Source organism: Enterobacter sp. Li2LvB3, assembly GCF_056156645.1.
This window is the reverse complement of sequence record NZ_JBSICG010000001.1, coordinates 19,133-43,537: the sequence shown is the minus strand read 5'-3', so window position 1 is coordinate 43,537 and position 24,405 is coordinate 19,133. Positions and strand designations below refer to the sequence as shown.

Here is a 24,405-nt window from a genome sequence, read left to right as displayed (position 1 = left end):
AGTTAATAAAATAGAAATATAACTGGCATCAGTCCTAAAAAAAGCTTATTCATCCATTGGCTATTGACAGAATAATCGGGGCCGATTCACACGCTTTCAGGCACGCTACCGCCCTTGGCTTTCAGTTACCAATGTACTGTCTAAACAATATGTTATGGATAAAAACCCTCTTTGATTCGGTTGAGATGAAAATATATCAGGCGCAATTAAGGCCGCTTTGATAATGAATCTCTCACCATTCCGTAAGCATGGTAATAGCAACGAGAAATTTGATACTGGAGGAATTGTTGCAGCTAACGTAATAGCAGGCAAGGTAACAACCGCCCGGAAATGGTTTTTTAAGAATAATATTAAGAGCAAATTTTTCACCTTTTAGGATTTTCTTTATATTGACATAATTAAATTAAAAACCACTCCCTGCGATATTTCTTATTTTTATTCATTATCAGATAAAACGATATTTAACATGAAAATAATAAGGCTATTTTCCCGCGCAGCATTCAGCCGACTATTGAGATAAATCCCAGGCCGTCATTGCAATTTAGCCCAGCTTTATCCATGATCGAAGTGTGACATTGGTCATATAACAGAAGGTATTGCTATTACTATGGAATGGATTGCCGATCCATCAATCTGGGCCGGGCTGGTCACTCTGGTGGTCATCGAATTAGTGCTCGGGATTGATAATCTGGTCTTTATCGCCATCCTCGCCGAAAAACTGCCCCCTTCACAGCGCGACCGCGCGCGCGTAACGGGCTTACTGCTGGCGATGGTGATGCGTTTACTGCTGCTGGCCTCTATCTCCTGGCTGGTGACGCTCACGAAACCGCTGATCGCCTTTCACGGCCTGAGTTTCAGCGCCCGCGATCTGATCATGCTGTTCGGTGGGTTGTTCCTGCTGTTTAAGGCAACGGTCGAACTCAACGAACGGCTCGAAGGCAAAGACAGCGAAAACCCGACCCAGCGCCGGGGCGCAAAGTTCTGGCCCGTCGTGACGCAAATCGTGGTGCTGGATGCGGTCTTCTCGCTGGACTCCGTGATTACCGCGGTTGGCATGGTGGACCATCTGGCCGTGATGATGGCAGCGGTGATTATTGCTATTACCCTGATGGTGATGGCAAGCAAAGCGCTCACACGGTTTGTGAACAGCCATCCGACAATTGTTATCCTGTGTCTCAGCTTCCTGCTGATGATTGGTTTTAGCCTGGTCGCCGACGGTTTTGGGTTCCACATTCCGAAAGGATACCTGTACGCCGCAATCGGCTTCTCGGTGATCATCGAGTCACTTAACCAGCTGGCCATTTTCAACCGTCGTCGCTTTCTGTCTGCCAACCAGACCCTGCGCCAGCGCACCGCCGACACGGTTATGCGCCTGCTCAGCGGGCAAAAAGAGGATGCCGAGCTTGATGCGGAGTCCGCTTCTCTGCTTGCCGACCACAACGATAACCAGATTTTTAATCCGCAGGAGCGGCTGATGATTGAGCGCGTGCTCAACCTCAATCAGCGATCGGTCAGCAGTATCATGACCTCCCGCCATGATATCGAGCATATCGACCTGACGGCACCAGAGGACCAGATTCGCGCCCTGCTGGACAAAAACCAGCATACCCGTGTAGTGGTCACGGGGGGTGAAGAGGAAGAAGACTTACTTGGCGTGGTGCACGTTATCGACCTTCTCCAGCAACAGCTGCGCGGTGAGACGCTCGATTTACGCGCCCTGGTGCGCCAGCCGCTGGTGTTCCCGGAGACGTTGCAGTTGCTCTCTGCACTGGAGCAGTTCCGTAATGCCCGCACTCACTTTGCCTTTGTGGTGGATGAGTTTGGCTCGGTTGAAGGGCTGGTCACCCTCAGTGACGTGATGGAAACCATCGCCGGTAATCTGCCGAATGAGGTTGATGAAATTGACGCCCGCCATGATATTCAGAAAAACCCGGACGGCTCCTGGACGGCCAACGGCCATATGCCGCTGGAAGACCTGGTACAGTATGTTCCGTTGCCGCTGGATGAAAAGCGCGAATACCACACCATCGCGGGCCTGCTGATGGAGTATCTGCAACGTATTCCGCAGCCAGGCGAAGCGGTGCAGGTGGGTGATTACCTGATTAAAACGCTACAGGTTGAGAGCCATCGCGTGCAGAAAGTGCAGCTGATACCGCTGCGCAGTGAGGACGAACTGGATTTTGAGGTGTAGGTAAAAAAAACGGCAACCCCGTTGCCGTTTTTAGAGTTTGCGCCCTCTGGGCCGGGGCCGCACAGGCCACCCGGCACAACAGACATCAAAGCTTATCTAACAGCTTCTTCACGTCCTTCCCGCTTTGCGAATCCTTATTACGATCCGCCCAGTCGTTCAGTCGACGCTTCGCTTCATCCTGCAAATGCTTACGTAGCACTTGATCCACCTGAAGGCTGTAGTTCAGCGCCTGCCATTTACCGTACACGTTCAGCGGGATCGGCGTTTCTTTCAGGAAGTCGATCAGCTTGCTTTCGCCTTCCCAGCCGGATAACACACGCACTTTAAAACGCGTATCCGCCGTCTCTTTCACCAGGTCGAGCGTACCGGCACCGGTCAAAGACAGTAAGGATGATGTCCCTTCCATGCTATCCAGCGAAAGCTGTCCGTTGTCCAGCGTCAGGTCCGTGGTAAATGCGTCAAGACGCGTTGCGCTGTCGTAGTTCTCTTTAGCTTTCACATCACTGCTGCGTTCAACCGCCTGCTGCACCAGTTGCTGGAAGTTCAGCCCTTCCATGCGGGTGTCTTTCAGGTCAAGATGCGCCTGCCCCTGCCATTCGCGGCGGAAAGCATCAGCATCAATCCTGGTGCCGGAGAAATCCCCCGCCAGCGTCATCTGTCCGGTCAGTGAGATCGGGTAATTGAAGGCTTTAAGGATGGTGCCAATCTCAACATTTTCGAGACGCGGCTGGAATTCTGCCGTCGGGTTGTCGTTGCGTACGTCCAGAGTGCCGGGTAATGAAAGGTGCCCTGCGCCCATTTTGCCACTGAGTTCAGAGATAACCAGCAGGCCATTATGGTTGAACATCTGGCTGCTGACGTCAGTGAAGTCGATACCACGCCAGCGCACGCTGTTAGCCTTGAGCAAGACATCGGCGGTAAAGCCACGCAACCCGTTGTAATCGGGCTGGTCAAGATTCGACGAGATAACAGGACGCGGCTGCTTCACCTGGCTCTGACCGTTCTGCGGTGCATCAGCGCTGGCGGCATCCGGCGAAGGGGCCGCGAGCAGATTTTCCAGATTGAGCTTATCGAATTGCAGGTTGAACACCCACTTCGGTTTTTCAGCAAGCGTGACGCTCGCCTGCCCTTTCAGGTTGCTGTCATTGGCCTGCAAATTAAGATTATCCAGCTCAAGCTGTTTAAGCTCTTCACGCCAGACCGCCTGTAATGTGCCCTGCCCGGTAATACCTTGTGTCGGCAGGTCTGCGCCCGTGAGCTGCCAGTTAAGCTGCTGGATATCCGCCGTCAGCTGATGCGGATAATCTGCGGCGTTGACGTTTGCGTCCAGAGACACCGTCAGATCCCGCTGATCGCGATTGACACGCCCGGAGAATTCAATGGCTGCCTGGTGGTTTGCATCCTGCTCCATCTTCAGGCTGATATTGCGCACGGTGACCTGTTCATCATCTTCATGCTGAAACACGAGGACGCTGTCGGCCACTTTCAGACTGCCAATATCGAACGACCAGCCAGTATCAGACGGCGCATCCGGTAAGGTATTTTCACGCGGCGCAACCGGCGCATCGGATGTACGGACCGCTTCGGTTTGCGGTGTAAGCTGGATCACCGCACCTTTGAGCATCACCTGGTTGACCTGGAGCTGATGCGAAAAGAGCGGGATCAGAGCGACATCAAGACGCATGTTATCTGCCGACACCAGCGGCGCTGACGCCCCAGGCGCCGTTAACGACATGCGACCAGAGAGGATGCTGAGCTGCGGCCAGACGTGCCAGCGCAGCGGCCCATCAAGCTTCAGTTGATATCCGCTGCGCACCTCGACCTGACGCACCATGTAGGCGCGAAAATCATTTGGGTTAACCAGCAGAACCAACGCCGAAAGGCCAGCTACCAGCACCACCAGCAAAATCATCAGCGTTGTCAGAACTCTTCTCATGGCATCCTCAGTGGACTAACAATCAGTCTTTATCGATACGGCTGGCGACGGCACCCTGCTGATCGCGGTATTTAGCATCCTGACGGCGATTGTAAGGACGCGCTGCCGGGCCGGACAGCGGCTCGAAGCTCAGCGCCCCAATCATCATACCAGGACGCAGTGCCAGCGGCAGTTTACCGGCATTGAAAAACTCCAGCACAATACGACCAGACCAGCCCGGATCGATACGGTGTGCGGTCACGTGTACCATCAGCCCCAGACGCGCCAGAGAGGAACGGCCATCCAGCCAGCCAACCAGGTCAGCCGGAAGCGTGACGGACTCAAAGGTGACTGCCAGGGCGAGTTCGCCCGGATGAAGGTAAAACGCGTCACCTTCTTCAAGTACGATTTCATCACTCATTACGCGGTCAAGCGCAGCGCTGACTTCATCTTTCGGCCCGCTGAGGTCGATAAATGGCGCAGTATGACCACTGAACGTACGGAATTTATTCCCCAGACGCACATCAACGGTCACACCGTTGATTCGCTCCACAGGTGGACGAGGAGTAATAGACAGGCGGCCTTCATCCAGCCAGGCTTCTATATCTTGGTCACAAAGACGCATGGCACTTTCTCCTTTCGTGCATCAATGCCTGAAGCCTGTCAGGCTTCAGGGCAAACCAGGTTATCTCTGAACGGTACACAATTCGCGCGGTTTATTCAAAAAACTGGCTGATTTTCGCTTTTAAGATATCAATGGCGATACGGTTTTTACCGCCGCGAGGCACGATGATATCGGCGTATTGCTTGGACGGTTCGATAAATTGCAGGAACATCGGACGGACGGTTTTCTGGTATTGCGCCATAACGGAATCCATCGAACGGCCACGTTCGTTAACGTCACGCTTGATACGACGCATCAGGCAGATATCCAGCGGGGTATCAACAAAGATAGAGAAGTTCATTGATTCACGCAGGCGAGCATCCGTCAGTAACAGAATGCCCTCAAGGATAATGACCTTTTTCGGTTCAATACGTACCGTTTCTTTGGTACGGGTATGCTCAACATAGCTGTAAACAGGCAGTTCGATCGCCTGGCCGCTTTTAAGCGCTTCTAAATGCTGGAACAGCAGGCTGTGATCCATTGCATTCGGATGGTCATAGTTGGTTTTAACGCGCTCTTCCATCGAGAGATGCGATTGATCTTTATAATAGCTATCTTCGGGAATGACACCGATGTGCTCATCACCAACTTGATCTCGCAGTTCGCGATAAAGCGTACTGGCAATAAGACTTTTACCTGAAGCCGATGCGCCGGCGATGCCGATAATGACGCACTGATGAGACTTATCAGTCATAAATTTAGCGACCTGATTAACCTGGATGTTAAGGAAGGACGACGCCGGAGCGTCAAACGCGGCAATTATAGGGATTTCGTGGGCGTGATACCAGTCGAATACACAGGTTATGCGAGACAGCCTCAAAAGTGACTTTTCACTCCCTTAACGAAATTTAAATGACCATTTTTTCGTCGTTTAACAAGATTTTTTTGCAGAGTAACTATTTAATAAGTCTATGATGTCAAATTATGAGCAGTCGCCATATGAATTGTAAATTGTTTGTACTAGCATAAACGAAATTCATAAATTCATTCGTCTGGACCTGTTTCCGGACGGCCTCGCGTCCCTGGATAAAGCGGTAATGAATAAACAATACCAGCGGGTTTTGGTTACCACCCCACATCCTTTACTGCGACTTGTCTTTCTGGGCCTGGTCACCTTTATCTTTACGTTGTTCTCGCTTGAACTGACCCGTTTTGGAACGCTGCTGGCGCCATTATGGTTCCCGACGTCAATTATGATGGTCGCATTTTACCGTCACGCGGGGAAAATGTGGCCCGGCATTGCGCTGGCCTGCTCCTTTGGCAATGTTTTCGCCTCCTGGATGATCCTCTCATGGGGCGAAATCAGCCTCGCCTACACGGTCATTAACGTTATCGAAGCCTGTATCGGCGCATTACTGCTACGTAAACTTCTGCCCTGGTACAACCCGCTGCAAAACCTGAATGACTGGATCCGTCTGGCCATCGGCAGCGCCCTGATACCGCCACTGGTAGGTGGCGTGTTGGTTTACCTCATCGTTCCGAGCCCGGAGCCGCTGCGTAACTTTCTGGTCTGGGTATTATCAGAGGCCATCGGCGCACTAGCACTGGTGCCACTAGGGTTACTGTTTAAACCGCACTATCTGCTGCGCCACCGTAACCCGCGACTGCTGCTGGAAACGCTCGTGACTATGGCGATTACGCTGGTCCTGAGCTGGCTTGCTATCACCTGGCTTCCGTGGCCGTTCACCTGTGTCATTGTCCTGCTGATGTGGAGCGCAGTACGCCTGCCGCGTCTGGAAGCGTTCCTGGTATTTTTGGTCACCGTGATGATGGTGTCGCTGATGATTGCGCAAAACCCCGCACCAATGGCCACCCAAAATGCCAGCGCAATGGTCAACGCGCCGTGGCTACCGTTCCTGATGATGCTGCTGCCAGCCAACGTGATGACCATGGTGATGTATGCGTTTCGGGCGGAACGTAAGCACATCACCGAAAGCGAAGAGCGTTTTCGCAACGCGATGGAATATTCCGCCATCGGTATGGCATTAGTCGGTATTGAAGGCCAGTGGCTCCAGGCCAACAAAGCATTGTGTAATTTTTTGGGATATACCCAGACCGAGCTGCAGTCGCTCACCTTCCAGCAACTGACCTGGCCCGACGATTTAAACTCCGACCTCGAACAGCTGGAACAGTTGATCAACGGGGACATCAACACCTATTCACTGGAAAAACGCTACTACACCCGTCACGGGGAAGTGGTCTGGGCGTTGCTCGCCGTCTCGGTTGTGCGCCATGCGGATGGCACTCCCCTCTACTTTATTGCCCAGATTGAAGACATTAACGACCTGAAACAGACGGAATGGGTAAATAAACGTCTGATGGAGCGTATTACGCTCGCCAATGAAGCGGGTGGTATTGGTATCTGGGAATGGGATCTTGAACCTGACATCATCAGCTGGGACAAAAAAATGTTCGAGCTGTATGAAATCCCGCCGCATATCAAACCTACGTGGCAAATCTGGCATGAATCGATGGTGCCGGAAGACCGTCCCTATGCTGAACAGGTGATCCGCGATTCGCTGATGGCAAGGCTGCCGTTTAAGCTGGAATTCCGTATCCGGGTGAAAGAAGGTGTGCGCCACATCCGCTCTCTCGCCAACCGGGTGCTGAATAAACAGGGGGAAGTTGAGCGTCTGCTTGGCATCAACATGGATATGACCGAAGTTAAACAGCTTAACGAGGCGTTATTCCAGGAAAAAGAGCGGCTGCACATTACCCTTGATTCCATCGGCGAAGCAGTACTTTGTACCGATGTCGACATGAACGTCACCTTTATGAACCCTGTCGCCGAGAAGATGAGCGGCTGGACTCAGGTTGAAGCCATTGGTCAGCCTATCCTGAAAGTTCTGCATATTACCTTTGGTGAGAACGGCCCGTTGATGGAAAACATCCACAGCGGTGATATGTCTCGCTCCGATATCGAACAGGATGTGGTGCTGAACTGCCGCAGCGGCGGGAGTTTTGACATTCATTACAGCATTACGCCGCTCAGTACGCTGGATGGGCAAAATATCGGCTCGGTGCTGGTTATCCAGGACGTCACCGAATCACGCAAAATGCTGCGCCAGTTGAGTTATAGCGCTTCTCACGATGCCCTCACCCACCTGGCAAACCGCGTGAGCTTTGAAAGCCATCTCAAGCGACTGTTGCAGACGGTTCAGGAAACTCGCCAGCGTCATGCGCTGGTCTTTATCGATCTTGACCGCTTCAAAGCCGTCAACGATACGGCAGGCCATGCGGCGGGCGATGCCCTGCTGCGTGAGCTTTCATCATTAATGCTGACCATGCTCCGTTCAAGCGATGTTCTGGCGCGTCTGGGCGGCGATGAGTTTGGTCTGCTGCTGCCTGACTGTAATATCGAAAGCGCACGCTATATTGCGGGGCGTTTGATCCACGCCATCAATGACTATCACTTTATGTGGGAAGGTCGCCTGCATCGTATCGGCGCCAGTGCGGGCATCACCCTGATTGACGAAAATAACTACCAGGCAGCGGAAGTGATGTCCCAGGCGGATATCGCCTGTTACGCCTCCAAGAATAACGGTCGTGGTGTAGTTACGGTCTACGAGCCTCAGCAGGAACGTGTTCACACCACGCGTGGCATGATGTCGCTCGATGAGCAGTGGCACATGATCAAAGACAACCACCTGATGATGATTGCCCGCAGCGTGGCCTCGCCGCGCATCCCGGAAAGCAGTAATTTCTGGCTGATTTCACTGCGCCTGTGGACCAGCCAGGGCGAAGTGCAGGAAGAACATGCATTCCGTGCCGGGCTGGCCGAACCTGAACTGCTGCATGCCCTCGACAGACGTATTTTCAGTGAGTTTTTCCGTACCTATGCGGCACAGGTTGCCAGCAAAGGAATGGGCGTTGCCCTGCCGCTTTCAGAGGCGGGTTTAGCCAGCGTCACGCTGGTAGACGAACTGCTCGAACTGCTGGAGAAAGGCCCGTTCCCGGGGCGTCTGCTGCATCTGATTATCACCATTGACGTTCTGAACAACCCGGATCCAAACGTGCAGAATGGGCTGCAAAAACTCCGTCACGTTGGCTGTCGTGTGGTGTTAAGCCAGGTGGGGCGCAATATGGATGTGTTTAACCAGCTGAGCATCAATATGGCCGATTACCTGATGCTGGATGCCGAAGTGGTGACCAACGTTCACGGTAATCTGATGGATGAGATGATGGTGACCATTATCCAGGGCCACGCGCAGCGCCTGGGCATGAAAACCATTGCCGGCCCAAGCAATCAGCCGATGATGATGGACACCTTATCCGGCATTGGCATCGACTTTATCTATGGCGACACCATCGCCGAACCGCAGCCGCTGGAGTTACTGCTGAACACCAGTTACTTCGCCATCAACTAACGGCGTCCAGCCGTCGGTGTACCAGATGTGCAGTAACGCATAGGAGCGCCACGGCTGCCAGCGCTCGGCATAGCGCCGGATTTGCGCCGGTGTCATCCCGGCAAAACGCTGCTTAATCAGATAATCATCCGGCAGGAACACATCTTTTGCCTGCCATCCGCGCAGCGCAAGATAGTTGGCCGTCCAGCGGCCAATCCCGGGACGCTGCTGTAACGCTTTCATTCCCGCCTCGATATCATCCGGCGGCGTGAGCGGGAATGTCCCGTTGACCACAGATTGCGCCAGATGAATCAGCGACTCAGCCCGCTTAACGGGCATCCCAAGCGCCTTCAGCGCCAGCGGATCGGCGGCTGCCAGCGCATCAGGGGAGGGAAAGCAAAGGTAGTCAGGGAAATCTTTCACCGGTGCACCACACAGTGCCACCACGCGCGCGGCCAGTTTCGCCGCCATCGCCACGCTCACCAGTTGCCCCAGAATCGCCCTTACGCCCTGCTCCCAGGCATCCATCGAGCCCGGCAAGCGAAGCCCTGGCTGGGCTGCGCCAAGCTCACCGAGCGTTGCGAGGACGCGTTGCGGTTCGCAGGCAAGATCGAACAGACGTTCAATCCGCGCCAGGCAGGCCGACGCCACAGGAACCAGCCCCGGGCTTAGAGTAACCTTCAGGGTACAGGTGTCGGTATCAGGAGTAACGCGAAACACGCCCTGATGCCCGTCACAGGCGAAACTCCGCTCGTAGAAGGTATCCGTGACGGTTTCAACGCCCGTGACCGCACGCGCGCCAAGAAAGCCAAACATCCATTGCCAGTCGTAAGGGGGCTGCCAGTTCAGGGTGTACATCGCGACTCCTTATAGGTTCTGCACAGCATAAACCGAACTCGCTTGCTTCGCCTTGCTTTCATATTCCTGTTGTCGCAGGCCAGACATTTCGCTAAAGTCTCGCCCCTTCTCACTGGCATGGGGATGTCTACGTGTTTATTGGATTTGACTACGGTACGGCAAACTGTTCAGTTGCCATCATGCAAAACGGGCAACCGCAGCTGCTGAAAATGGAAAAAGAGAGCACATTGCTGCCGTCCATGCTTTGCGCTCCCACGCGTGAAGCGGTCAGCGAATGGCTGTTCCGTCATCACCAGGTTCCGGCCACAGCCGCAGAATCGCAGGCGTTGTTGCGCCGTGCGGTCAGTTTTAACCGCGAAGAGGATATCGACGTCACGCCTTCCAGCGTGCAGTTTGGCCTCTCTTCGCTTGGCCACTACGTTGAGGATCCTGAAGAGGTCTACTTCGTTAAATCACCGAAGTCGTTCCTGGGCGCAAGCGGGCTGAAACCGCAGCAGGTGGCCATGTTTGAAGACCTGGTGTGCGCCATGATGTTGCACATCCGCAATCAGGCGCAGACCCAGGTTACTGATGCCATCACCCAGGCGGTGATTGGTCGTCCGATTAACTTTCAGGGATTAGGCGGCGAAGAAGCCAACCAGCAGGCACAGGGTATTCTTGAGCGTGCCGCACACCGCGCGGGTTTCCGTGATGTGGTGTTCCAGTATGAGCCGGTTGCCGCAGGGCTTGATTTTGAAGCCACACTGACGGAAGAAAAGCGGGTTCTGGTAGTGGATATCGGCGGGGGGACGACAGACTGCTCTCTGCTGCTGATGGGGCCGCAATGGCACGCGCGTCGTGACCGCGAAAATAGCCTGCTGGGGCACAGTGGTTGCCGCGTGGGCGGTAACGATCTGGATATCGCTCTGGCGTTTAAAAGCCTGATGCCGCTGCTGGGCATGGGTGGGCAAACCGAAAAAGGGATCGCCCTGCCGATCCTGCCGTGGTGGAACGCTATCGCCATCAACGATGTACCGGCACAAAGTGATTTCTACAGCACCGCCAACGGACGTTTCCTGAATGATCTGGTACGCGATGCCCAGGATGCAGATAAAGTCGCCCTGCTGTATAAAGTGTGGCGTCAGCGTCTGAGCTACCGCGTGGTGCGTACCGCTGAAGAGAGTAAAATTGCGCTCTCGGCCCGTCCTGAGCACGCGGTGACCTTGCCGTTCATTAGCGATGACCTTGCCACTGCCATTACGCAGGAAGGGCTGGAAACGGCACTCACGCAGCCGCTACAGCGCATTCTGGAGCAGGTTCAGCTGGCGCTGGAAAATGGCAAAGAGAAGCCGGACGTGATTTACCTGACGGGAGGAAGCGCCCGCTCACCGCTCATCAAGAAAGCGCTTGCGGAACAACTGCCGGGAATACCGATTGCGGGCGGTGATGACTTTGGCTCTGTTACCGCAGGTCTGGCGCGCTGGGCGCAGGTGATGTTTAGCTAATGTCGTTGTGCCGGGTGGCGGCTCCGCCTTACCCGGCCTACAAAATCCTCGAACCGCAAGCCGGGTAAGTAAAAGCACCACTCTCAGACAATTCCAGACAGTCTTCCATATTTCCTCCATTTTTCTGCCGTCTTGCCTGACTAAACTAGTATCATTCCCCGAAGTATTTCAGGATGAGAACGTATAACGATGAAAGGCAGTCATAAATCCCGCTGGGCAATCGCCGCTGGCATCATTGTGGTGGTCCTTGCCGCCGCCTGGTACTGGCACAGTCAATCTTCCGACAGTGCGGCACCCGCAGGGGTAAATTCCCAGCCACAGCGCCCTGTGGGTGGTGGCCGTCACGGGATGCGCGGCGGCGCGCTGGCGCCAGTGCAAGCCGCAACTGCAGTGAACAAAGCCGTTCCTCGTTATCTTTCCGGCCTGGGAACCATTACGGCGGCAAACACGGTAACCGTCCGCAGCCGTGTCGAAGGTCAGTTGATGGCCATTCATTTCCAGGAAGGCCAGCAGGTTAAAGCCGGTGATTTACTGGCAGAGATCGATCCGAGCCAGTTCAAAGTCGCCCTCGCCCAGGCTCAGGGGCAGCTCGCAAAAGATAAAGCCACGCTCGCGAATGCGCAGCGTGATTTAGCGCGCTATCAACAGCTGGTCAAAACCAATCTGGTGTCACGCCAGGAGCTTGATACCCAGCAGTCACTGGTGAGCGAAACCCAGGGCACGATAAAAGCTGATGAAGCTTCCGTCGCCAGTGCACAGTTACAGCTCGACTGGAGTCGCATCACCGCCCCCATTGATGGCCGCGTGGGGCTGAAACAGGTCGACATCGGAAATCAAATCTCCAGCAGCGACACCACCGGTATTGTGGTGATAACCCAGACCCATCCTATCGATTTGATCTTTACCCTGCCGGAAAGCGATATCGCAACCGTTGTGCAGGCGCAAAAAGCCGGTCAGGGGCTGGTCGTCGAAGCCTGGGATCGCACCAACAAACAGAAACTGAGCCAAGGCTCTCTCCTGAGCCTTGATAACCAGATTGATACCACCACTGGCACCATCAAGCTCAAAGCCCGCTTTAACAACCAGGACGATGCCCTGTTCCCGAACCAGTTTGTAAATGCACGAATGCTGGTAGCCACGGAAGAAAATGCCGTAGTCATTCCGGCAGCGGCACTGCAAATGGGGAATGAAGGCAACTTTGTCTGGGTGCTGAACAGTGAGAACAAGGTCAGCAAACATCTGGTGAAAACCGGGATCCAGGACAGCCAGACGGTGGTTATCAGCGCCGGGATCTCCGCAGGCGACCGCGTGGTGACCGACGGCATTGACCGCCTGACCGAAGGCGCCAAAGTCGAAGTGGTTGAAGCGCATGACAGCACCACCGCCGCGGAACAACCCGCCAGACGCGAACATAAAAAACAGGGAGCGGCTTCCTGATGCAGGTGATGCCACCGAGCTCTACAGGTGGGCCGTCACGCCTGTTCATTTTGCGCCCCGTTGCCACCACGCTGTTGATGGTGGCCATTTTGCTGGCAGGGATCATTGGTTACCGTTTTCTGCCCGTTTCGGCGCTGCCGGAAGTTGATTACCCCACCATTCAGGTTATCACGCTCTATCCTGGCGCCAGCCCGGATGTCGTGACCTCTGCCATTACCGCGCCGCTGGAGCGTCAGTTTGGCCAGATGTCCGGCTTAAAACAGATGTCCTCGCAAAGCTCGGGCGGCGCTTCTGTGGTAACTCTCCAGTTCCAGCTGACGCTGTCGCTGGACGTTGCCGAGCAGGAAGTGCAGGCCGCGATTAACGCCGCCACTAACCTTCTGCCGTCCGACCTGCCCAACCCACCGGTTTACAGCAAGGTTAACCCGGCGGATCCGCCAATCATGACCCTTGCGGTCACCTCATCTGCCATTCCGATGACCCAGGTGGAAGATATGGTAGAAACCCGCGTAGCGCAGAAAATCTCGCAGGTGTCCGGGGTGGGTCTGGTAACACTGGCAGGCGGGCAGCGCCCGGCTGTGCGCGTGAAGCTGAATGCCCAGGCCATTGCCTCTCTGGGATTAACCAGCGAAACCATTCGCGCGGCGATCAGCAATGCGAACGTCAATTCCGCAAAAGGCTCGCTGGATGGCCCGACGCGTGCCGTCACGCTCTCTGCGAACGACCAGATGCAGTCTGCCGATGAATATCGCCAGCTGATTGTGGCGTATCAAAATGGCGCGCCCGTTCGCCTGGGCGATGTGGCAACCGTTGAGCAAGGCGCAGAAAATAGCTGGCTTGGTGCCTGGGCCAACAAACAGCAGGCGATTGTAATGAACGTACAGCGCCAGCCTGGCGCCAATATCATTAACACCGCCGACAGCATCCGCACCATGCTGCCGCAACTGATTGAAAGCCTGCCGAAGTCCGTCAGCGTGAAAGTGCTTTCCGACCGCACAACCAATATTCGCGCGTCCGTCTCCGACACCCAGTTTGAGCTGATGCTGGCCATTGCGCTGGTAGTTATGATCATCTACCTCTTCCTGCGTAACGTACCGGCCACCATTATCCCTGCCGTCGCCGTGCCGTTATCGCTGGTGGGTACGTTTGCCGTGATGGTGTTCCTTGATTTTTCGATCAACAACCTGACACTGATGGCGCTCACCATCGCCACCGGTTTTGTGGTGGATGACGCCATCGTGGTTATCGAAAACATCTCCCGCTACATCGAAAAAGGCGAAAAACCGTTAGCCGCCGCGCTGAAAGGGGCGGGAGAAATCGGCTTTACCATTATTTCTCTCACCTTCTCATTAATTGCCGTACTGATCCCGCTACTGTTTATGGGGGATATTGTCGGCCGCTTGTTCCGCGAATTTGCCGTCACCCTGGCGGTCGCGATTTTAATCTCGGCGATAGTGTCCCTGACGCTTACACCGATGATGTGCGCCCGCATGTTGAGCGTTGAGTCCCTGCGCAAACAAAATCGCTTCTCGCGTGCGTCGGAGCGGATGTTCGAACGCATCATCGCCGCTTACGGCCGTCTGCTGGCAAAAGTGCTGAATCATCCGTGGGCAACCCTTGGCGTGGCGTTGGGTACGCTGGCGCTGAGCGTGATGCTGTGGATTTTCATCCCGAAAGGATTCTTCCCGATTCAGGATAACGGCATCATTCAGGGCACGCTTCAGGCCCCGCAGTCCGTCTCCTTTGCCAGCATGGCGCAGCGCCAGCAGCAGGTGTCAGAGCTCATCATGAAAGACCCGGCGGTTGAAAGCCTGACCTCTTTCGTGGGCGTTGACGGAACCAACCCGTCGCTGAACAGCGCGCGTCTGCAAATCAATCTCAAACCGCTGAGTGACAGGGATGACCGCGTACAAACGGTGATTGAACGCCTGCAAACTGCCGTCGCCCGCGTGCCGGGAATCGAGCTGTATCTGCAACCGATTCAGGATTTGACCATCGATACCCAGGTGAGCCGCACCCAGTATCAGTTCACATTACAGGCCACTTCGCTTGATGCACTCAGCACATGGGTGCCGCAACTGGTGAATAAACTCAAGGCGCTGCCGCAAATTTCCGACGTCAGCAGCGACTGGCAGGACAAAGGGCTGGCGGCATATGTGAACGTTAATCGCGACAGCGCCAGCCGTCTGGGTATCACGATGGCGGATGTGGATAACGCGCTGTACAACGCGTTCGGGCAGCGGCTGATCTCCACTATCTATACCCAGGCGAACCAGTATCGCGTGGTGCTGGAGCACAACACCGAAAACACTCCGGGGCTTGCCGCGCTGGATACGGTGCGCCTGACCAGTAAAGATGGCGGCATTGTGCCGTTAAGTGCCATTGCCAGCGTGGAAGAGCGCTATACCCCACTTGCGATTAACCATCTCGATCAGTTCCCGTCCACCACCATTTCGTTCAACGTGCCGGACGCATACTCGCTGGGTGAAGCCGTAGAGGCCATTCTTGCGGCAGAAAAAGAGCTTAGCTTCCCGTCAGACATTCAGACCCAGTTCCAGGGCAGCACGCTGGCCTTCCAGGCGGCACTGGGGAATACCATCTGGCTGATTGTCGCCGCCGTGGTGGCGATGTATATCGTGCTCGGCGTGTTGTACGAAAGCTTTATTCACCCGATAACTATCCTCTCTACCCTGCCGACCGCAGGCGTTGGTGCCCTTCTGGCCCTGATGCTGGCAGGCAGTGAACTGGATGTGATCGCGATAATCGGTATCATCCTGCTTATCGGCATCGTGAAGAAAAACGCCATCATGATGATCGACTTTGCCCTTGCCGCCGAACGCGAACAGGGCATGTCGCCGCGGGACGCAATCTTCCAGGCGTGTCTGCTGCGTTTTCGCCCGATCCTGATGACCACGCTGGCCGCGCTACTGGGTGCCCTGCCGCTGATGCTGAGTACCGGCGTGGGCGCTGAGCTGCGCCGCCCTCTGGGGATTGGCATGGTCGGCGGTCTGCTGGTAAGCCAGGTACTGACTCTGTTTACCACCCCGGTGATTTACCTGCTCTTTGACCAGCTGGCTATCTGGGCCAAAAGCCGTTTCCCGAAACGTGAAGAGGAGGCGTAAGTGAAGTTTTTCGCCCTCTTCATTTACCGCCCGGTCGCGACGATATTAATTTCGCTCGCAATCACTCTGTGCGGCGTGCTTGGCTTCCGGCTGCTGCCGGTGGCACCGCTGCCACAGGTGGATTTCCCGGTGATCATGATCAGCGCCTCGCTGCCCGGCGCTTCGCCAGAAACGATGGCCTCTTCGGTGGCCACGCCGCTGGAACGCTCGCTGGGACGCATTGCCGGGGTGAACGAAATGACCTCCAGCAGTTCGCTTGGCAGCACGCGTATCATTCTGGAATTCAGCTTCGACCGTGATATTAACGGCGCCGCACGTGACGTACAGGCCGCAATCAACGCCGCGCAAAGCCTGTTGCCAAGCGGGATGCCAAGCCGTCCGACCTACCGTAAAGCCAACCCGTCTGACGCGCCAATCATGATCCTGACGCTCACCTCAGACACCTACTCTCAGGGGCAACTTTACGACTTTGCCTCAACCCAACTGGCGCAGACCATCGCCCAGATTGACGGCGTGGGTGACGTTGACGTCGGCGGCAGCTCCCTGCCCGCAGTACGCGTGGGTTTAAACCCGCAGGCGCTGTTCAACCAGGGCGTGTCGCTGGATGACGTGCGCACTGCCATCAGCAATGCGAACGTTCGCAAGCCGCAAGGGGCGATCGATGACCAGAGCCATCGCTGGCAGATCCAGACTAACGACGAGCTGAAAACCGCCGCGGAATATCAACCGCTGATCATCCACTACAACAACGGTGCGGCGGTACGCTTAAGCGATGTCGCAAGCGTTACCGATTCGGTGCAGGATGTGCGTAACGCCGGGATGACCAACGCCAAACCGGCTATTTTGCTGATGATCCGCAAGCTGCCGGAAGCCAACATCATCCAGACGGTCAACAGCATCCGTGCGCGCCTGCCGGAGTTGCAGGAAACCATTCCGGCAGCCATTGATTTGCAGATTGCCCAGGATCGCTCTCCGACGATCCGCGCCTCGCTCGAAGAGGTGGAGCAGACGTTAATTATCTCCGTGGCGCTGGTTATCCTGGTGGTGTTTCTGTTCCTGCGCTCAGGTCGCGCAACGCTTATCCCGGCGGTGGCCGTTCCGGTGTCGTTGATTGGGACCTTTGCCGCCATGTACCTGTGCGGGTTTAGCCTGAACAACCTTTCGCTGATGGCGCTGACCATTGCCACAGGTTTCGTTGTGGATGACGCCATTGTGGTGCTGGAGAATATCTCGCGCCATCTGGAAGCGGGTGTGAAACCGCTCCAGGCGGCGCTTCAGGGAACGCGCGAAGTGGGCTTCACGGTGCTCTCCATGAGCCTGTCACTGGTCGCAGTGTTCCTGCCGCTGCTGCTGATGGGCGGGCTGCCTGGCCGCCTGCTGCGGGAGTTTGCCGTTACGCTCTCCGTCGCCATTGGTATTTCGCTGGCCATCTCGCTGACGTTAACGCCGATGATGTGTGGCTGGATGCTTAAGCGCAGCAAACCGCATTCGCAGCCACGGCGTAAAGGTTTTGGCCGCGTCCTGATGGCCATGCAGGAGAGCTACGGCAAGTCGCTGAAATGGGTGCTGAACCACACGCGGATTGTCGGGCTGGTGCTGATTGGCACCATTGTGCTCAACGTCTGGATGTACATTTCTATCCCGAAAACGTTCTTCCCGGAACAGGATACCGGGGTACTGATGGGCGGCATTCAGGCCGACCAGAGCATCTCGTTCCAGGCGATGCGCGGTAAATTGCAGGACTTTATGAAAATCATCCGCGAAGACAAAGCCGTGGATAATGTCACCGGTTTTACTGGCGGCTCACGCGTGAACAGCGGGATGATGTTTATTACCCTCAAGCCCCGGGATGTGCGCAACGAAACTGCGCAGCAGGTTATCGACCGCCTGCGCATGAAGCTTGCCAAAGAGCCAGGAGCCAATCTGTTTTTGATGGCCGTTCAGGATATCCGCGTGGGCGGACGTCAGGCCAATGCCAGCTATCAGTACACCCTGCTGTCTGACGACCTCGCCGCCCTGCGCGAATGGGAGCCGAAGATCCGTAAAGCGCTGGCGGCGCTGCCACAACTGGCAGACGTGAACTCCGATCAGCAGGACAACGGCGCAGAGATGGATCTGGCCTACGATCGCGAAACCATGTCGCGGCTGGGCATTAACGTAGAAGCCGCCAACAGCCTGCTGAACAACGCCTTTGGTCAGCGCGAGATTTCCACCATTTACCAGCCGATGAACCAGTATAAGGTAGTGATGGAAGTGGATCCGCGCTACACCCAGGACATCAGCGCGCTGGACAAAATGTTTGTGATTAACAGCGATGGTAAGGCCATCCCGCTCTCGTATTTCGCCAGCTGGCAGCCCGCAAACGCCCCTCTTTCTGTTAACCATCAGGGGCTTTCCGCCGCCTCAACCATTTCGTTTAACCTGCCAACCGGTTCGTCGCTGTCTGAGGCGAGTGATGCTATCAACCGCACTATGACCCAGCTTGGCGTGCCGTCCACCGTGCGCGGCAGTTTTGCCGGAACGGCACAGGTATTCCAGGAGACAATGAACTCACAGGTGATCCTGATCCTGGCGGCCATCGCCACGGTGTATATCGTGCTGGGGGTGTTGTATGAAAGTTACGTTCATCCGCTGACAATCCTCTCTACCCTGCCTTCGGCGGGTGTGGGGGCATTGCTGGCGCTGGAGCTGTTCGGTGCACCATTCAGCCTAATCGCGCTAATCGGTATCATGCTATTAATAGGCATAGTAAAGAAAAACGCCATTATGATGGTCGACTTCGCGCTGGTGGCGCAGCGTCACGGCAATCTGAGCCCGGAAGAGGCCATTTTCCAGGCCTGCCAGCTGCGTTTTCGCCCGATCATGATGACCACGCTGGCGGCGCTGTTTGGCGCCCTGCCGCTGGTGATTTCCGGTGGCGATGGCTCAGAGCTGCGTCAGCCGCTGGGGATAACGATTGTTGGTGGTCTGGTGATGAGCCAGTTGTTAACGCTCTACACCACCCCCGTGGTCTATCTCTTCTTCGACCGCCTGCGGGTGCGTTTTTCACGTAAAAACAGAGAAACGGTAAACGGGTAAATGACAGAACTCCCCAAAAATGTCCGCTGGCAGTTATGGATTGTCGCCTTCGGCTTCTTTATGCAGTCGCTGGATACGACCATCGTTAATACCGCCCTCCCCTCTATGGCGAGAAGCCTGGGGGAAAGCCCACTGCACATGCATATGGTGATCGTCGCTTACGTGCTGACGGTTGCCGTCATGCTGCCCGCAAGCGGCTGGCTGGCAGACAAAGTGGGGGTCCGAAATATCTTTTTCACCGCCATCATCCTATTTACCGCGGGCTCGCTATTTTGCGCCCAAGCCAACACGCTCAATGAGCTGGTGATGGCGCGTGTCCTTCAGGGGGTTGGCGGGGCGATGATGGTGCCCGTCGGGCGACTGACGGTGATGAAAATCGTCCCGCGCGAACAGTACATGGCGGCGATGACCTTTGTCACCCTGCCCGGCCAGGTCGGCCCGCTACTCGGCCCGGCGCTGGGCGGTGTGCTGGTGGAATACGCCTCCTGGCACTGGATTTTCCTGATTAATCTGCCGGTGGGTATCGTGGGGGCTATCGCCACGCTGGTGCTGATGCCTAACTACACCATGCAAACCCGGCGCTTTGATTTCGTTGGCTTTACCTTGCTGGCCGCCGGTATGGCGACCCTGACCCTGGCGCTCGATGGGCAAAAAGGGCTGGGGATTTCATCCCTGACGCTGGGCATGCTTGTCGCCCTCGGCGTGATGTCAGTGCTGTGGTATTTGTACCATGCGCGGGGTAACGATCAGGCGCTGTTCAGCCTGTCGCTGTTTAAAAACGCTACCTACCGTCTTGGGCTGTTTGGCAGCTTTGCCGGGCGCATCGGCAGCGGTATGTTGCCGTTTATGACGCCGGTTTTTCTCCAGATTGGGATGGGCTTTTCACCGTTCCACGCGGGCTTAATGATGATCCCGATGGTGCTTGGTAGCATGGGGATGAAACGCATAGTGGTGCAGGTGGTGAACCGCTTTGGCTACCGTCGCGTGCTGGTCACGGCCACCCTGGGGCTGGCGCTCATCAGCCTGCTATTTATGGGCGTAGCGCTGATGGGCTGGTACTACGCACTGCCGCTGGTTCTGTTCTGCCAGGGCATTATCAACTCGATGCGTTTCTCGTCGATGAATACCCTGACGCTGAAAGATCTACCGGACGAACTGGCCAGCAGCGGCAACAGCCTGCTGTCGATGATCATGCAGCTTTCCATGAGCGTGGGTGTTACCGTGGCGGGCCTGCTGCTCGGCATGTACGGGCAGCAGCATCTCAGCGTCGACACGCCGGTCGCGCATCAGGTGTTTTTATATACCTATCTCAGCATGGCGGTAATTATCGCCCTGCCCGCGATTATCTTCGCCAGAGTACCGGACGATACCAGTAAGAACGTTGTTATCCGTCGTGGCAAAAGGAGTGCATCATGAAATTCTGGCGCCCCGGGATCACCGGAAAGCTGTTTGTGGCGATTTTTGCCACCTGTATCGTTCTGCTGATCACGATGCACTGGGCGGTGCGGGTTAGCTTTGAGCGCGGTTTTATTGACTACATCAAACACGGGAACGAACAGCGTTTACAGGGGCTGAGCGATGCGCTGGGTGAACAGTATGCCCTGCACGGCAACTGGCGTTTTCTGCGTAATAACGACCGCTTTGTTTTTCAAATCCTCCGCTCGCTTGAGCACGATACCGACGACGATCGTCCCGGCCCCGGGATGCCGCCGCACGGCTGGCGTACCCAGTTTTGGGTGATAGACCAGGACATGCGTGTGCTTGTGGGCCCGCGTGCGCCCGTCCCGCCTGATGGCACAAAGCGCGCCATCACAGTGAATAACGCGACGGTCGGCTGGGTGATCGCCTCCCCGGTTGAACGCCTGACGCGCAACACGGATATCAACTTCGACAAACAGCAGCGCCAGACCAGCTGGTTGATTGTCGCGCTTTCGACGCTGCTTGCCGCGCTGGCCACCTTCCCGCTGGCACGCGGCCTGCTTGCACCGGTGAAACGGCTGGTAGAAGGCACGCACAAGCTGGCGGCCGGGGATTTCTCAACCCGCGTGGACACCCGCAGCCAGGACGAACTGGGCAAACTGGCGCAGGACTTTAACCAACTGGCAAGCACGCTTGAGAAAAACCAGCAGATGCGCCGCGACTTTATGGCCGATATTTCGCACGAGCTGCGCACGCCGCTGGCGGTACTGCGCGGGGAGCTGGAAGCCATTCAGGACGGCGTGCGGCAGTTTACTCCGGAATCTGTCACCTCTCTGCAGGCCGAAGTCGGCACACTGACCAAGCTGGTTGACGATCTGCACCAGCTTTCGATGTCCGATGAAGGGGCACTGGCCTACCAGAAAGCACCGATCGATGTGATTAACGTGCTGGAAGTCGCCAGCGGCGCCTTCCGCGAACGTTTTGCCAGCCGCAACCTGAAAATTGACCTCTCGCTGCCGGACAGCGCCATCGTGTTTGGCGACCGCGACCGCCTGATGCAGCTGTTCAATAATCTGCTGGAAAACAGCCTGCGTTATACCGACAGCGGTGGCGGGCTGCATATCTCCGGCAAGCGCGAAAACGGGCGCTTTGCCCTCACCTTTGCGGATTCGGCACCCGGCGTGCAGGATGGACAACTGGAAAGGTTGTTTGAGCGCTTTTATCGTACCGAAGGTTCGCGCAACCGCGCCAGCGGTGGCTCCGGGCTTGGGCTGGCGATTTGCGTCAACATCGTTGAGGCTCATAACGGCACAATCCGCGCCGCCCATTCGCCTTTTGGCGGGGTAAGCATTACAGTAGAGTTACCGCTGGAACGGGATATATCGAGAGAAGTATGACCGAGTTACCGATTGACGAAAACACACCACGTATTCTGATCGTGGAAGACGAGCCTAAGCTTGGGCAGTTACTGATCGACTATTTACGTGCGGCAAGTTATGCCCCATCGCTTATCAGCCATGGCGATCAGGTGTTGGCCTATGTGCGCCAGACGCCGCCGGACCTGATCCTGCTGGATTTGATGCTGCCGGGCACCGACGGTCTGACACTGTGTAGGGAAATTCGCCGTTTCTCTGACGTCCCCATCGTTATGGTGACCGCCAAAATCGAAGAAATCGACCGTCTGCTGGGCCTGGAAATCGGTGCCGACGATTACATCTGTAAACCATACAGCCCGCGTGAAGTGGTGGCCCGCGTGAAAACCATTCTCCGCCGTTGCAAGCCGCATCGCGAATTGCAGGCGCTGGATGCCGAAAGCCCGCTGATTGTCGATGAAAGCCGCTTCCAGGCGAGCTGGCGCAGCAAGCTTTTGGATCTCACCCCCGCCGAGTTCCGCCTGCTGAAAACTCTCTCTCACGAGCCGGGAAAAGTGTTCTCCCGCGAGCAATTGCTGAATCATCTGTATGACGATTACCGCGTCGTCACCGACCGTACCATCGACAGCCACATCAAAAACCTGCGCCGCAAGCTGGAAGCGCTCGACACCGACCAGTCATTTATTCGCGCGGTGTATGGTGTAGGGTATCGCTGGGAAGCGGATGCGTGCAGGATTGCATGATCGTCAGACTCTGACGTTTCAGGCCGGGTCAAGCGCAGCCGCCGCCCGGCCACAATCGCTTTACCTCCCTGCCCCGCAGCGCTACAATGCCCGCCCTTAAAGTGGGGGATCTCCCCTTACCGCTGCACCAGGTGTACGCGGATCTGACCTGTCATCAGAACGAGAACAAACATGTTTAAACCGGAACTCCTTTCCCCGGCGGGAACGCTGCAAAATATGCGTTACGCTTTCGCTTATGGTGCCGATGCTGTTTACGCGGGCCAGCCGCGCTACTCACTGCGCGTGCGCAACAACGAATTCAACCACGAGAACCTGCAACTCGGCATCAATGAAGCACATGCCCTGGGCAAAAAATTCTACGTGGTGGTAAACATCGCGCCGCACAACGCCAAGCTGAAAACGTTCATCCGTGACCTCAAGCCGGTAGTGGATATGGGGCCAGATGCGCTGATTATGTCGGACCCGGGTTTAATCATGCTGGTTCGGGAGAACTTCCCGGAAATGGATATTCACCTCTCGGTACAGGCGAACGCCGTCAACTGGGCAACGGTGAAATTCTGGAAACAGATGGGGCTGACCCGCGTCATCCTGTCTCGTGAACTTTCGCTGGAAGAAATCGAAGAGATCCGCACCCAGGTGCCGGAAATGGAAATCGAGATTTTCGTTCACGGCGCGCTGTGCATGGCCTACTCCGGCCGCTGCCTGCTCTCTGGCTATATCAACAAGCGCGACCCGAACCAGGGCACCTGCACCAACGCCTGCCGCTGGGAATACAACGTCCAGGAAGGCAAAGAGGATGACATCGGGAATATCGTGCACAAGCACGAGCCTATCCCGGTCACCAACGTCGAACCAACGCTCGGTATCGGCGCACCAACCGACAGCGTGTTTATGATTGAAGAGGCCAAACGTCCGGGCGAGTACATGACCGCCTTTGAAGACGAACACGGCACTTACATCATGAACTCCAAAGATCTGCGCGCCATCGCCCACGTTGAACGCCTGACCCAGATGGGCGTGCATTCGCTGAAAATCGAAGGCCGCACCAAGTCCTACTACTACTGCGCCCGCACCGCTCAGGTTTACCGTAAAGCCATTGATGATGCCGCCGCCGGTAAACCGTTTGATACCAGCCTGCTGGAAACGCTGGAAGGCCTGGCACACCGCGGTTATACCGAAGGCTTCCTGCGCCGTCATACCCATGACGACTACCAGAACTACGAGCACGGCTATTCAATCTCTGAGCGCCAGCAGTTTGTCGGCGATTTCACCGGCGAGCGCAAAGGCCCGCTGGCTGCGGTTGCCGTGAAAAACAAATTCACCAAAGGCGACAGCCTGGAGCTGATGACCCCGCAGGGCAACATGAACTTCCGTCTGGAGCATCTGGAAAACAAAAAAGGCGAAGCGATTGAGGTGGCTCCGGGTGACGGTCACGTTGTCTGGCTGCCAGTCCCGGAAGAAGTGGATCTGGAATTTGCGCTGCTGATGCGTAATTTCGACGGAGAAAGCACCCGAAATCCGCACAGCAAATAGTTAATAATGGGGATTTTTTCAGGTTGGAATGATTCTTAGAATCGGATCACATACCGCTTCGTTCAATACGGGTATTATCCACAGCGCTGAAAAACATAACCCATAAATGCTAGCTGTACCAGGAACCACCTCCTTAGCCTGCGTAATCTCCCTTACGCGGGCTTATTTTTTGCCTTTCGTCCTGTTCTTACCCGCTTTTTTCCTCCCTGAGATACACTTTTGATAAAGCAAAAAAGGGAGCG

At 55.8% G+C, this 24,405-nt stretch carries 14 protein-coding genes; 10 read left to right on the top strand and 4 right to left on the bottom strand.

What is annotated here, in order from left to right; genetic code table 11:
- Positions 1-607 precede the first annotated feature (607 nt).
- Positions 608-2,191, top strand: coding sequence for a TerC family protein (locus ACS603_RS00175; protein WP_315686139.1), 1,584 nt, complete (start codon positions 608-610; stop codon positions 2,189-2,191).
- Between the two features lie 85 nt (positions 2,192-2,276).
- Here the strand turns inward: ACS603_RS00175 and asmA are convergent, their stop codons facing one another.
- From asmA to udk, 3 genes are all read right to left on the bottom strand, one after another.
- On the bottom strand, positions 2,277-4,127 hold the full coding sequence (asmA, locus tag ACS603_RS00170; protein ID WP_474943551.1) for an outer membrane assembly protein AsmA: 1,851 nt from the start codon (positions 4,125-4,127) through the stop codon (positions 2,277-2,279).
- A 22-nt stretch (positions 4,128-4,149) separates the two neighbouring features.
- Entirely contained in the window at positions 4,150-4,731 is a 582-nt protein-coding gene (gene dcd / locus ACS603_RS00165; RefSeq protein WP_182061700.1) for a dCTP deaminase, read from the bottom strand.
- A gap of 91 nt (positions 4,732-4,822) precedes the next feature.
- A complete protein-coding gene (gene udk, locus ACS603_RS00160; protein WP_182061701.1) occupies positions 4,823-5,464 on the bottom strand; it encodes a uridine kinase in 642 nt (213 codons plus the stop codon).
- Between the two features lie 343 nt (positions 5,465-5,807).
- Here udk and ACS603_RS00155 point away from each other — a divergent pair, with 343 nt between their 5' ends.
- On the top strand, positions 5,808-9,137 hold the full coding sequence (locus ACS603_RS00155) for a diguanylate cyclase (protein ID WP_182061702.1): 3,330 nt from the start codon (positions 5,808-5,810) through the stop codon (positions 9,135-9,137).
- Here ACS603_RS00155 and alkA read toward each other — a convergent pair.
- Complete coding sequence (gene alkA / locus ACS603_RS00150) at positions 9,102-9,974, bottom strand: DNA-3-methyladenine glycosylase 2 (protein ID WP_474943550.1); 873 nt, start codon at positions 9,972-9,974, stop codon at positions 9,102-9,104. The genes ACS603_RS00155 and alkA overlap by 36 nt on opposite strands.
- 131 nt (positions 9,975-10,105) lie before the next feature.
- Between alkA and yegD the strand changes: the two genes are divergently transcribed.
- The 8 genes from yegD (at position 10,106) to trhP (ending at position 24,163) form a co-directional block, all read left to right on the top strand.
- Entirely contained in the window at positions 10,106-11,458 is a 1,353-nt protein-coding gene (gene yegD, locus ACS603_RS00145; RefSeq protein ID WP_182061704.1) for a molecular chaperone, read from the top strand.
- Between the two features lie 189 nt (positions 11,459-11,647).
- Positions 11,648-12,895 carry an MdtA/MuxA family multidrug efflux RND transporter periplasmic adaptor subunit gene (locus tag ACS603_RS00140; protein ID WP_315686143.1) on the top strand — a complete coding sequence of 416 codons (1,248 nt, stop codon included), beginning with the start codon at positions 11,648-11,650 and terminating at the stop codon, positions 12,893-12,895.
- Positions 12,895-16,017 carry an MdtB/MuxB family multidrug efflux RND transporter permease subunit gene (locus tag ACS603_RS00135; protein ID WP_474943549.1) on the top strand — a complete coding sequence of 1,041 codons (3,123 nt, stop codon included), beginning with the start codon at positions 12,895-12,897 and terminating at the stop codon, positions 16,015-16,017. The genes ACS603_RS00140 and ACS603_RS00135 overlap by 1 nt, the downstream gene beginning before the upstream one ends.
- Positions 16,018-19,095 carry a multidrug efflux RND transporter permease subunit MdtC gene (mdtC, locus tag ACS603_RS00130; protein WP_474943548.1) on the top strand — a complete coding sequence of 1,026 codons (3,078 nt, stop codon included), beginning with the start codon at positions 16,018-16,020 and terminating at the stop codon, positions 19,093-19,095.
- Positions 19,096-20,511, top strand: a complete 1,416-nt coding sequence (gene mdtD, locus ACS603_RS00125; protein WP_182061708.1) for an MFS transporter — start codon at positions 19,096-19,098, stop codon at positions 20,509-20,511.
- On the top strand, positions 20,508-21,911 hold the full coding sequence (baeS, locus tag ACS603_RS00120; protein WP_182061709.1) for an envelope stress sensor histidine kinase BaeS: 1,404 nt from the start codon (positions 20,508-20,510) through the stop codon (positions 21,909-21,911). Before mdtD ends, baeS begins: the two co-directional genes overlap by 4 nt.
- Positions 21,908-22,630: an envelope stress response regulator BaeR gene (gene baeR, locus ACS603_RS00115; protein ID WP_182061710.1), complete on the top strand. Its 723-nt coding sequence runs from the start codon at positions 21,908-21,910 to the stop codon at positions 22,628-22,630. Before baeS ends, baeR begins: the two co-directional genes overlap by 4 nt.
- Before the next feature lie 171 nt (positions 22,631-22,801).
- The gene (gene trhP, locus ACS603_RS00110) at positions 22,802-24,163 is read left to right on the top strand and encodes a prephenate-dependent tRNA uridine(34) hydroxylase TrhP (RefSeq protein ID WP_182061711.1); all 1,362 of its coding nucleotides are present in this window, start codon (positions 22,802-22,804) and stop codon (positions 24,161-24,163) included.
- The last annotated feature ends 242 nt before the right edge of the window (positions 24,164-24,405 follow it).